Origin of the sequence: Solibacillus cecembensis, from assembly GCF_050272495.1 — a bacterium.
GTDB classification, from domain to species: domain Bacteria; phylum Bacillota; class Bacilli; order Bacillales_A; family Planococcaceae; genus Solibacillus; species Solibacillus cecembensis.
In genome coordinates this window covers 146,649-158,954 of the sequence record NZ_JBNNMF010000005.1, presented here as the reverse complement: position 1 = coordinate 158,954, position 12,306 = coordinate 146,649, and the positions used below count along the sequence as shown (strand labels likewise).

Below are 12,306 nucleotides of genomic sequence, written 5' to 3'. Positions count from 1 at the left end.
GATCCCCCCTCGTAGTGCTGCTTAAAATCAATAATCTTTTTAGTTAGCCGACTATAATTGACCTGCACTCATACCTGCAATTCGGCCTGTTACAAGTGCTGACGTAATATTGTATCCACCTGTATAGCCATGGATATCCAATATTTCACCACAGAAATAAAGTCCTTGTTTTTTCTTAGAAGCCATCGTTTTCGGTTCGATTTCTTTTACGGAAACACCGCCACCCGTAACAAACGCTTTTTCAATCGGCTGTGTACCGTGAGCCTCCATTGTAAAGCTGACCAATTCACGCGCAAGGTTTCGAATTTTTTCCTGTGATAATTCAATACCTGTCAGGCTTGGGTCAATCGTTGAGCGTTCCATTAAGAACAGTAGCCAGCGCTCAGGAACGAGTGATTTCCATAAATTTTTCACTGCTTTTTTCGGATCTTCTTTAATCGTTTTATTTAACATTTGGAAACATGTTTCTTCATTATATGCTGTTAATGACTGAATTCGAACTTGAACAGGTGCACTCCCTGTCTTTAATTGTTCTTTTACGATAAATTGGCTACATCGTAAAATAGCTGGTCCACTTAAGCCAAAATGGGTAAAGAGCATGTCCATTTGATGGGTAACGAGTACTTTGCCCTTTTTATTCAGCACAGAAACCGCTACATCACGTAATGCCAAGCCTTGTAGTTCGCGTGATTGGATAAATGGTTCTTTTGATGTAACAGGCACTTCTGTTGGGAATAAAGTCGTCACCGTATGACCAGCGCGCTCTGCCCAAGGATATCCGTCACCAGTAGAGCCTGTTTGTGGAACGGCTTTACCACCGACAGCTACAACGACAGCTTTTGCACGGATTTCTTCGCCACTTGCTAAACGAACACCGTATATTTGCTCGTCATCCATTAATAATTTATTGACAGCTGTATGGAAACGAACATCTACTTGAAGTCGTTTTAATTCTTTTTCTAATGCGCCGACAACATCGTGGGCGTTATTGGAAACGGGGAACATGCGACCATGATCCTCTTCCTTCAATGGAACACCGAGCCCTTCGAAAAATTCGATAATATTTTCGTTATTATACACGGTAAAGGGACTATATAAAAAACGGCCATTGCCAGGAATATGTTTGACGATTTCATCCGCCGATAAACGGTTTGTAACATTGCATCGACCTCCACCAGAAATCGCTAATTTTTTTCCAAGCTTAGAACCCTTTTCAATTAGCATTACTTTTTTGTGCTGCTCAGCTGCAGCGATTGCGGCCATCAATCCAGATGGACCTCCACCAATTACTATTACATCGATCATAGGATATTTCTCGCTTTCTCTATAAGAAAATTTGTGTTTCAAGTACCATCTATAAGACTTATTATACATTAAACAAAGAAACTATTTGAGTAAATGGACTTTCACATGTAAACTTGTTAAAGGAATGGAACGGGAACTTCGAAAATGTATTTCCGTCGATAGGAAGAGCGATCGAAAAAAGTGAAAACATGTAATTGATTTTCGTAGTATAATTTTGTAGGCAACTAGTAATACAATGTAGTGAATTTTACATAGAACGGAAGGTTTTTCATGTCTTCATTAATGAAGGGAACGGCAATTTTAACGATTGGATTGTTTTTATCCAAGCTTTTAGGACTAGTTTATATTTTTCCATTTTACGCGATTGTTGGGGAAGAAAATATTGGTTTATATAATTATGCGTATATTCCATATAATATTATGCTGTCGATTGCGATATCGGGCTTACCGATTGCGGTGTCGAAGTTTGTATCGAAATATAATGCTTTAGGGGATTATGATGCAGGACGCCGTTTAGTCAAGACGGGTGCATTACTCATGATTATTACTGGGATAATTGCCTTTATTATTATGAACTTGCTCGCAACTCCGATTGCCAATATTGTTATTGATAGTAAGGAGCAAATGTTTACTGTTGAGCAAGTCGCAGATGTGATTCAATGGGTAAGCTATGCATTAATATTAGTACCGTTTATGAGCTTAATGCGCGGTTATTTACAAGGCTACGGTCATTTTTTACCGACTTCGGTTTCACAATTAATTGAACAAATTGCTCGTATCGTCTTTTTATTAGGTGGGGTATTCATCGTCATGAACGTACTTGGCGGAGATCCTGTTACAGCGGTTAATGTTTCGGTATTTGCAGCGTTTATCGGTTCGGTCGGAGGGCTTGCTACATTATTTTATTTTTGGAAAAAGCTACGTCCTGAAATAAAGGCGGTTCAAGTTGTTGCACCGAAAGAACATCAATTGCCATATTCGACGATGTATAAAGAAGTTTTTAAGTATGCGATTCCAATCGTATTCGTTGGTCTTGGAAGCTCATTATTCCAACTAGTGGATTTGTTAACATTTAACCGTGCGATGATTGCTGGTGGTGTATCTGCTAAGCTGACGGATACGTATTTTACGATGTTAAACTTATTAACGCAAAAAATTGTCATGATTCCAGTTGTGTTAGCGACTGGATTTTCGATGGCGCTTATCCCGACGATTGCGAAGTTTTATGCGCAAAAGGATCTCATTCAAGTGCGCGCGGCAATGGATAAAACGTACCAAGTATTATTATTCATCACTGTACCAGCTGCTTTAGGTATTTCAGCTTTAGCAGAGGATTTATATCATTTCTTCTATGAACAAAGTGAAATGGGTACACAAGTATTAAGTCATTATGCACCACTTGCGATATTGTTCGCGTTATTTACCGTGACCGCAGCTATTTTACAAGGTGTAGAATATCAAAAATGGGTTGTGTTTAGCTTATTATTCGGGGTATTTACAAAAACGATATTAAATACATCTTTCATTAAAATGTGGTCGGTTGATGGCGCCATCATAGCTACGGCAATTGGTTATGGTGTGACAATCGCGATTAATATTGCGGTCATTAGTAAAGTAACGGAATATAAGGCGAAAATTATTATCCGAAGAATTTTATTAATCTTTATTTTAACAGGTGTGATGATACTTGCTGTGTTAATTACCGACTTTGTATTAACATGGATTTCACCAGCAGACTCGAAAGTGTTAGCCTTTATGTATGCAGTTATTTGTGCTGGAGTTGGGGGCACGATTTACGGTGTGATTTCTTACAAGCTCGGTTTAGCACAAGCATTGCTCGGTGATAAAATAACAAAAATTGCACGTAAATTAAGATTAGTTAAATAAACAGATGAACGAACACATTCCATTCGTTGTGATGGAGTGTGTTTTCTAAAATTAAGGAGGCAATTAAGTATGCGATTAGATAAATTATTGGCCAATATGGGCTATGGTTCGCGCAAAGAAGTAAAAGTTTTATTAAAACAAATGGCGGTTACAGTTGATGGGGACGTTGTGAAGGATTCAGCGATGCATGTAGATCCTGTTAAGCAAAATGTCTCTGTTTTGGGGGAACGTGTAAAATATGTAGAGTTTATTTACATTATGATGCATAAACCACCAGGCGTTATTTCTGCAACAGAGGATCGCCAGGATCAAACGGTTATTGATTTATTAGATCCGTATGCACAAAATTTCCAGCCGTTTCCAGTAGGGCGATTGGATAAGGATACAGAAGGGTTATTATTAATTACGAATGATGGCAATCTCGCACATAATTTACTATCACCGAAAAAGCATGTACCGAAATGGTATTATGCAAAAATTGATGGCGTTGTGACAGAGGCAGATATTGAAGCATTTGCAAATGGTGTGACGCTGAATGATGGCTATGAAACAAAACCAGGAGAACTGGTAATTTTATCATCTGGCATGGAGTCAGAAATAGAATTGATGATTCAAGAAGGAAAGTTCCATCAGGTGAAACGCATGTTTGAAGCGGTAGGGAAAAAGGTGACGTATTTAAAACGTATATCTATGGGGCCGCTGCAATTAGACGCAGAGCTTGAATTAGGGGATTACCGAGAATTAACGGAAGAGGAATTATCAACATTAATACAGCATAACGCCTAAAAATTTTAGAGGCGCGATAAAAGAGAATGCCCCGACGAAAAGGCATTCTCTTTTAGTTTCCCAAAAATTTGAGGAACATAGGATATAGTTCGTACTATATCAAATTTATTGCATTGTGAAGCTGATCGACACCTTATCATATTATGTGAGGCAAATTCATGCCTTTTCACATCAATTACGCCTCGGCGAAATTGCGTCCAGATTTTTTTTCGAGTTCACTCGAAAAACTTCCCTTAAAAAATCTGTGACATCCGCCGGGGTTTAACTTGATTCAGCGGGGTTTGCCCCCAACTGAATAGAATTGTCTATTAAACATTCATTCCCCACTTATAGGAGTAGGGTAATTCAGCTGAATCAAGTTAATAAGAATCAGCCGCTATTACTATTCTAAGATGTCATTTTCACTTTTTTCTTCGTCGTTGTCCATTTACCCCGACTTGGGCTTACAACCAAGTCATTGAAGGCTAACACATTCAAATCCCTTTGAATGGTGCGAGGAGTGATGTTGAACTCTTCGACCAAATCCTGTGTAGTCACTTCACCTTTATTTAAGATAAACATATACACGTCTTTAATACGATTAAGCATTCTGTCAGTAGTTGGTTTCAAAAAAACCACTCCCTCGATCTTAATTCTCATGGCATAAGACTAGCGGACGACAAATTTTTGTGCGGAGTGCACTGAGGACTTAATTGATTGCCTTAGACAGCCCCTTTTCTAAAAGTTTGGTCAGAGTAATTGTTCCGACACAAACATTATAGCGAAAAATTAAGTATATTTCCATAATTGAAACCGAATTGTTAATATTTTTACCGAAAATTCATATACTTTAATTTTATTCAACAATTAGAAATTCATGCCTGCCATTTTAAATTTAATATTCAGAAGATATAAAAAACATTTTAAATTTAAACAATTATCGTGTATAATTGGTCTAGACAACTATACCGAATTTTGACAAACGAAATGTGTTGTAGTAATAAACGAAGGTGGTGGACCATTGATGGACACGTTACTCATTACGAATAGTACAATTATTAATTGCGATGAAAGACAAGAACGATGCGACATCTTTATTGAAAATGGCAAGATTATCGAAATAGGTCAATCTTTAAAAAAAGAAGCGACACGTACAATTGATTGTCAACAGCAGTCATTATTTTTACTGCCAGGTTTTATTGATAGTCATATTCATGGAGCAAATGGTTTTGATGTGATGGATAGTACGCAACAAGCATTGGAAGGAATAGCGAATCACTTAGTAAAAGAAGGCGTAACAAGTTTTTTGGCTACGACGATGACCCAATCAAACGAAAATATTGAGGCTACTTTAGTCAATGTGAAAAATTATGTCGATCATTTTGAAGGTGCTGAGCTTTTAGGTGTTCATGTTGAAGGGCCCTTTTTATCAGTGAAGCGCGCAGGAGCTCAACCGGTTGAGTTTATGCAACCGCCGTCTATTTCACTTCTTGAGCGCTGGCATGAGTTAAGTGGTGGCTTCATAAAAATTATGACGATCGCACCAGAATTAGAAGATGGATTAGCGTTTGTAAAGCAGCTGCGTAATCTAAATATTATTGCCTCTATGGGACATACAGATGCCACAATGGATGAAGTACAAACAGCTGTTGAAGCAGGTGTCACACAAGCAACCCATTTGTTTAATCAAATGCGCCCATTCCATCATCGTGAACCAGGTGTAGTTGGTGCAGCATTGCAGGAGGATGATGTGTTCGTTGAATTGATTGTCGATTTTATTCATAGTCATCCAAAAGCGGTGAACTTAGTTTATAAAGTAAAAGGGGCTAAGCAAATCATTTTAATAACAGATGCTATGAGAGCGAAGGGATTGCCTTATGGTGAATATGATTTAGGCGGGCAAACGGTGCACGTTGAAGAAGGTGGTGCGCGGTTAGAAGATGGCGCACTCGCTGGCAGTGTACTCACGATGGAGCAAGCTGTGAAAAATATGAAAGCGGTTACGAATTGTAGTTTAGAAGAGATTGTTGCTATGACCTCGACAAATGTCGCTAGGCAATTACAAGCTACCACAAAAGGACGCATTGCTGTTGGCTATGACGCTGATTTTGTCCTAATAGATAGTAATTTAACCGTGCACAAAACAATTCGTCATGCTCAGGTTGTTTATGAAAAATCCTGAATTTGAGAGGTATTAAAGATGCATACAAAAATTGATAAAAATTCACGAATCCCGATTTATAGTCAAATAGAAGAACATTTAAAGCGAAGCATTTATGCAAAGGTTTATAAAATTGGAGAAAGCATTCCTTCTGAACGAGAGCTTTCGATTCAATTTGATGTCAGCCGAATGACAGTTAGGCAAGCTATTACGAATCTAGTGAATAGCGGTCAATTATATCGTGAAAAAGGGCGAGGAACGTATGTAGCTAACCCTAAATTAGAGCAACCAATGACAGGACTTCGTAGCTTTTCGGAAGATATGATAGCACGAGGTATGAAACCGAGCAGTAAAGTATTACGATTTGAAAAAATAATCCCTACTCTGGATATAGCCAATGATTTATTTTTAGAGCCTGGCGTAGAGGTATTTTACATTGTCCGTATTCGAAATGCTGATAATAAGCCAATGGGCATCGAGCACACGTATATACCTGTCAGACTTATGCCCGATTTGGATGAACAAAAAATATTGGGTTCTTTATATGCGCTGATTGAAGGGAAGTTCCAACAAAAAATTGGAAATGCCGTACAGCAAATAGAAGCTTCCCTTGTGACAAAAGATGAAAGTAAACATTTAAAACTAAGTCCAACTTCTGCTGTTCTAAATATTAAGCGGATTAGTTATTTAAGTGACGGCTTTCCATTTGAAGTAGTAGAAAGTACGTATCGTGCAGATAGCTATAAATTTATAAGTGAGATTAAAAGATGAATCGATGAAAAATTTGCGTATCAAATTCAATAAATGGGGGAATGAAAAATGGAAAAAAAGTTTAAAATTACTGCGCCTGAAGGACTACATGCACGACCAGCTGCACTACTTGTAACAGCAGCTACACCATTTTTAGCTGATATTACATTGGATTTTAAAGAGAAGAAAGCAAACTTAAAATCAATAATGGGTGTGATGGCACAAGGGGTTTCTCCAGGAAGTACGATCGTTATTTCAGCGCAGGGGAGCGATGAAGCGGAGGCATTGCAAGTGATTGGTGATGTCATTGTGTCGAAAGGAATTGGAGAAGAATGCTAGCATTGAAAGGAATTCCTGTTTCTGACGGAGCTGCTATTGCCAAAGCCTACTGTTTAGTTGAGCCTGACTTATCCTATTCTAAAATCATGATTCAAAATGATGATGCAGAAATTTTGCGGTTAAATGCAGCGATTGAGCATACACAAAATGAAATTGAACACATTCAAGCGGCGGCAACGAAAAAATATGGGGAAGATAAAGGGGCTATTTTTGGCGCGCATTTGCTCGTTTTACAAGATCCAGAACTATTTGTTGGGGTAGCGCAAAAAATTCAAAGTGGCATGAATGCTGAGCATGCTTTGGATGAAACAGCGCAATTTTTCATTCAAATGTTTGAAGGTATGGATAATGATTATATGAAGGAACGTGCTGAGGATATTCGAGATGTGTCCAAGCGAGTTATGGCCCATCTTTTAGGTGTGGAGTTGCCTGATTATAGTCGTATTAAGGAAGCGGTTATTATTGTAGCAAAGGATTTAACGCCGTCGATGACAACGCAATTGGATCCGACTTTTGTAAAAGGGTTTATCACGGACATCGGTGGGAAAACTTCGCACACAGCTATTTTAGCAAGAACGATGGGCATTCCGGCAATCGTTGGTGCGAAAAGTGCGACAATGGATATTAAACATGGAGAAGATTTAATTATGGATGGTGCAACTGGAGAAATTTTTATTCAACCGAACCATGAGCAAATTGTCCAATACAAAAAGGTTGAAGAAGAAAACAAGCAATTCCAGCAACAGTTGGCGAAATATAGTGAATTACAAAGTGTATCAAAGGATGGCTATTTTGTGGAGCTTGCAGGGAATATTGGTAAGCCGGAAGATGTTGCGTCTGTCTTAGCTGTTGGTGGCGAGGGGGTAGGTCTTTTTAGAACGGAATTTCTCTATATGGACCGACTCGATTTGCCGAGTGAAGAAGAGCAATTTACAGCATATAAAGAAGTGCTTCAAGCATTAAATGGCAAGCCTGTCGTCGTTCGTACACTAGATATTGGCGGGGATAAAAACTTACCTTATTTAAATTTACCACAGGAGATGAATCCCTTTTTAGGCTACCGTGCTATTCGTCTTTGCTTGGATCGCCAAGAACTATTTCGTGTTCAATTACGAGCTTTGCTGCGTGCGAGTGTTTACGGCAATTTAAAAATTATGTTTCCAATGATCGCGACATTGGAAGAGTTTCGTATAGCTAAGGAAATATTATTTGAAGAAAAAGAAAAGCTGCTAGTAGAGGGGATTTCAGTTTCAGAAGAAATCGAAATCGGTCTGATGATAGAAATTCCATCAGCTGCGATGATTGCGGATTTATTTGCGAAAGAAGCGGATTTTTTGTCGATTGGCACAAATGATTTAATTCAATATACGCTTGCTGTGGACCGCATGAATGAAAATGTATCGTACTTATACCAACCTTATCACCCAGCCATTTTGCGTTTAATAAAAATGATTATTGATGCTGGGCATGCACAAGGAAAATGGGTAGGGATGTGCGGTGAAATGGCAGGGGATTCTATTGCAGTACCAATATTACTCGCACTTGGGTTAGACGAATTTTCAATGAGCGCTTCATCGATTTTAAATGTTCGTAGCCAGCTTGCAACTTTAAGTAAAGAGCAGCTCGTTCCACATATCCAAAATTTACTACAACTATCCACTGCACAGCAAGTAGAACTGGCAGTGAAAGATATATTAAAATAATTTTAGTTATGAATGAAAGGAGATGAATCATGTTAGAAATCAAAAAAGTACCACCTTCTGATTATGATCAAATTTATCGTTTACGTGATTATAGCTTCCCGAGTATTTATGAAGGCGACAAAAAAGAGGATTTTCAATATTGGGTGGCCAACAGTACAACACTTGGCGCATACGAACAGAATGAAATTATCGGGCAATTATTAGTATTGCCGTTAAATATGACTGTCCATGGCGTGAATATGCCAATGGGGGGCGTTGGTTTTGTTGCAACGTATCCAGAGCATCGAAATAAGGGTGTAATGAAACAATTAATGCAAAAAGCATTAGAAAGTATGCGCGAGCAAGGGCAGCTCATATCCGTGTTGGCACCATTTTCTGTCTCATTTTATCGCTATTTTGGCTGGGAACTTTTTGTTGATAAAGTTCACTACACAGTACCTCTTCCCGCATTTCCTGACTTTGGTAAGCAACGAGATGACGTCAAACGTTTTAGCTTTTCAGTAATCGACACACAGCTTTTTAACGATGTACAACAGTTTCATAATGCAATGTGCGCGAAGAAAAATGGAGCGATGTTACGTGATATAGCTTGGTGGAAGCGAATCGAACGACGTCAACCAACGAGCCATTTTGCTGTTTTTTACGAACAGCATGAAGTGGTCGGTTATATTCGCTATACGATTCATCAATTAACTTTCGAAGTACAAGATTTTATTGTGAAAAACTATTCTGCACATAAAGCTTTATGGCGTTTTATGACCGCACATGCAGCAAGTGTAGAAAAAATATGTGGGGTTACCTCACTTGAGGAGCAGATGGGTTTTCTATTCCAAGAACCACAGTATAAGCGTGAACTCACGCGTGATGTAATGATTCGAATTGTAGATGTGGAAAAGTTTTTGCAGCAATACAATTGGCGAGCGCTTGAAGCAAATTTATATGTGCAAATTACCGATCCATTTTGTGAGTGGAATGAGGCACTTTATGAAATAAATAAAAGTGGGAAAATTTCAAAAGTGAATGAAGAAAATGTGCATAAGGCGCATATATTGAAGCTATCAATTAATCACTTGTCTGCATTGTTAGTTGGGTATATTACGATGGAACGTTTAGTATATTTAACAAATGATTCGTGTACAGATGAAATTATTAGTCAGTGGGAAAAGGCAATTCCATCTCAAACACCTACATTTTACGAATATTTCTGAAAACTCAAATTTTTTTGAAGTTTTTTCTGGACTATACCAGTTTTTCGTGAAGGTTATTGCCATTGGATTAGCGCTATATACCGCATATTTGAGTGAGTGGTAATTGATAGAAGTTATGTAAAAATTATGTTGTGGTCTAGACCGACAGATGCTATTCTCTTTTTAAGAAAGCGATTTCAATTTCTGAAATCAGAAGGAAATAATTAGAACAGGGGTGTGTTAAATGAAAAATATTATGTTAGTTTGTGTAGCGGGAATGAGTACTAGTTTACTTGTTTCAAAAATGCAAAAAGTAGCACAAGAGACCAATGTGGAAGCGCATATTTTTGCCGTAGCTGAAAATGAAGTAGATAAAGTTTTAGCAAGTGAGAATGTGCATGTTTTATTGCTAGGTCCACAAGTTCGTTATTTAAAATCTACGTTTGAAGCGAAATACAAGGATTACAATATTCCGATTGATACAATTGCGATGGTCGATTACGGCATGATGAACGGTGATAAAGTATTAAATCACGCATTACAGCTAATTGGATAAGGGGTTTTGACGGTGGAGCAAAATGAAATGTTACATGCAGTGATGGGGTTAATCATTCATAGTGGAAATACGAAAAGTGAATGTATGGAGGCGTTGCAACTTGCAAAAGCAGGGAAATTAAGCGAGGCAAAGGCAAAAGTTGAATTAGCGAATCAATCATTAATCGAGGCACATCATTCACAAACAGGACTACTGACAAAAGAAGCAAGTGGGGAAAAAGTAGAACTAACGATGCTGCTGATTCATGCACAAGATCATTTGATGAACGCGATTACATTTAGAGATTTGGCAATTGAAATGATTGACCTTTATGAACGTTTTGAAGGAATTACCATCTAAATTTAGATGAATCTTATAAAAACAAAGGGGTAGTTGTTATGTTCAAATTTTTAGAAGAAAAATTTGTACCCGTAGCAGCAAGAATTGGAAATCAGCGTCATTTAATTGCGATTCGTGATGGCTTTATCGCCATTATGCCACTGACGATTGCGGGGTCACTTGCAGTATTAGTTAATAATTTACCAATCAAATTTTATCAAAATACGATGAATGCCATTTTTGGTGAAGGAAATTGGACGCAGTGGGGCGGAAATATATGGAATGCAACCTTCGCGATGCTGTCCATTTTACTCGCATTTACAATCGCCTATAATTTAGCAAAAGGGTATAATAAAGATGGTCTATCTGCAGGGGTGATGGGACTCGCGGCTTATATGACATTTGGTACATTTGGTGATGGTGGTTTAACAGGGTTAACAACTGGTACAGGTGGAATATTTATTGCCATTATTGTTTCATTACTCTCTGCTGAGATATTTTGTCGATTATCTGGAAGTAGTAAACTAATAATTAAAATGCCAGATGGAGTACCACCAGCCGTATCAAAATCATTTGCGGCGTTATTTCCAGTACTTATTACAATCAGTATTTTTGCCCTCGTCCGAACAGTTATTTCAGTAGGATTGGAAATACCTGATATTATTGGTTCGTTTTATTCGGCAGTACAAGAGCCGTTCATGGGCTTAACAAATACTTGGACAGCAGGATTAATCATCGCATTTATTCCAGCATTTTTATGGACATTAGGTGTGCACGGTGCCAATATTATTGAACCGTTCATGCAAACGATTAACGCAGACGCGATTGCTCAGAACGTAGCAGCACTACAAGCGGGAGAAACAGCACCGTATATTATTAACAAACCATTCTTTGATGCTTTTGTTAATATGGGCGGTTCAGGAACAACAATTGCATTAATTATCGCAATATTCATATTTGCTAGAAAGAATAAACAATATAGTACCGTCGGAAAACTTTCAGCAGGGCCGGGTCTCTTTAACATTAATGAACCGCTATTATTCGGTCTTCCGATTGTATTAAATCCAATTTTATTCATTCCGTTTATTTTAACGCCGATGGTCAATGTATCGATCGCTTATTTCGCTACAAAAATGGGGCTTGTACCTGCAGCGATTGCCTCTATTCCTTGGACGATACCACCAGTTTTAAACGGCTTCTTAGTAACACAACATTGGAGTGGCGCAGTATTAAGTCTTGTACTACTAGTTATTTCTGTATTAATTTATTTACCATTTATTGCAATGGCGAATCGTATGGCGAAAAATAATGAGAAAAATATGAACTAGTGTATGG

Annotated in this window: 12 protein-coding genes; 10 read left to right on the top strand and 2 right to left on the bottom strand. The window is 38.1% G+C overall.

What is annotated here, in order from left to right:
• Positions 1-51: 51 nt before the first annotated feature.
• Positions 52-1,305: a BaiN/RdsA family NAD(P)/FAD-dependent oxidoreductase gene (locus tag ACQKIH_RS06530; protein ID WP_427764249.1), complete on the bottom strand. Its 1,254-nt coding sequence runs from the start codon at positions 1,303-1,305 to the stop codon at positions 52-54.
• A 270-nt stretch (positions 1,306-1,575) separates the two neighbouring features.
• Here ACQKIH_RS06530 and ACQKIH_RS06525 point away from each other — a divergent pair, with 270 nt between their 5' ends.
• Together ACQKIH_RS06525 and ACQKIH_RS06520 are read left to right on the top strand one after the other, a co-directional pair.
• The gene (locus ACQKIH_RS06525; RefSeq protein ID WP_057989035.1) at positions 1,576-3,192 is read left to right on the top strand and encodes a putative polysaccharide biosynthesis protein; all 1,617 of its coding nucleotides are present in this window, start codon (positions 1,576-1,578) and stop codon (positions 3,190-3,192) included.
• Between the two features lie 69 nt (positions 3,193-3,261).
• Positions 3,262-3,978 (top strand): pseudouridine synthase, encoded by a 717-nt coding sequence (locus tag ACQKIH_RS06520; protein WP_427764247.1) that lies wholly within the window; start codon positions 3,262-3,264, stop codon positions 3,976-3,978.
• A 387-nt stretch (positions 3,979-4,365) separates the two neighbouring features.
• Here ACQKIH_RS06520 and ACQKIH_RS06515 read toward each other — a convergent pair whose 3' ends face one another.
• Positions 4,366-4,587, bottom strand: coding sequence for a DeoR family transcriptional regulator (locus tag ACQKIH_RS06515; protein ID WP_057989039.1), 222 nt, complete (start codon positions 4,585-4,587; stop codon positions 4,366-4,368).
• A gap of 394 nt (positions 4,588-4,981) precedes the next feature.
• Here ACQKIH_RS06515 and nagA point away from each other — a divergent pair, with 394 nt between their 5' ends.
• The 8 genes from nagA (at position 4,982) to ACQKIH_RS06475 (ending at position 12,299) form a co-directional block, all read left to right on the top strand.
• Complete coding sequence (gene nagA / locus ACQKIH_RS06510; protein ID WP_427764243.1) at positions 4,982-6,139, top strand: N-acetylglucosamine-6-phosphate deacetylase; 1,158 nt, start codon at positions 4,982-4,984, stop codon at positions 6,137-6,139.
• A gap of 18 nt (positions 6,140-6,157) precedes the next feature.
• Positions 6,158-6,889 carry a GntR family transcriptional regulator gene (locus tag ACQKIH_RS06505; RefSeq protein ID WP_427764240.1) on the top strand — a complete coding sequence of 244 codons (732 nt, stop codon included), beginning with the start codon at positions 6,158-6,160 and terminating at the stop codon, positions 6,887-6,889.
• A 48-nt stretch (positions 6,890-6,937) separates the two neighbouring features.
• Complete coding sequence (locus ACQKIH_RS06500) at positions 6,938-7,207, top strand: HPr family phosphocarrier protein (protein WP_057989044.1); 270 nt, start codon at positions 6,938-6,940, stop codon at positions 7,205-7,207.
• Positions 7,201-8,910: a phosphoenolpyruvate--protein phosphotransferase gene (gene ptsP, locus ACQKIH_RS06495; protein ID WP_057989046.1), complete on the top strand. Its 1,710-nt coding sequence runs from the start codon at positions 7,201-7,203 to the stop codon at positions 8,908-8,910. Before ACQKIH_RS06500 ends, ptsP begins: the two co-directional genes overlap by 7 nt.
• 29 nt (positions 8,911-8,939) lie before the next feature.
• Positions 8,940-10,118: a GNAT family N-acetyltransferase gene (locus ACQKIH_RS06490; RefSeq protein WP_057989048.1), complete on the top strand. Its 1,179-nt coding sequence runs from the start codon at positions 8,940-8,942 to the stop codon at positions 10,116-10,118.
• Positions 10,119-10,341: 223 nt separating this feature from the next.
• Positions 10,342-10,653, top strand: coding sequence for a PTS sugar transporter subunit IIB (locus ACQKIH_RS06485; protein WP_057989050.1), 312 nt, complete (start codon positions 10,342-10,344; stop codon positions 10,651-10,653).
• 27 nt (positions 10,654-10,680) lie between these two features.
• Positions 10,681-10,992 (top strand): PTS sugar transporter subunit IIA, encoded by a 312-nt coding sequence (locus ACQKIH_RS06480; RefSeq protein ID WP_057989096.1) that lies wholly within the window; start codon positions 10,681-10,683, stop codon positions 10,990-10,992.
• Between the two features lie 38 nt (positions 10,993-11,030).
• The gene (locus ACQKIH_RS06475; protein WP_057989052.1) at positions 11,031-12,299 is read left to right on the top strand and encodes a PTS sugar transporter subunit IIC; all 1,269 of its coding nucleotides are present in this window, start codon (positions 11,031-11,033) and stop codon (positions 12,297-12,299) included.
• The last annotated feature ends 7 nt before the right edge of the window (positions 12,300-12,306 follow it).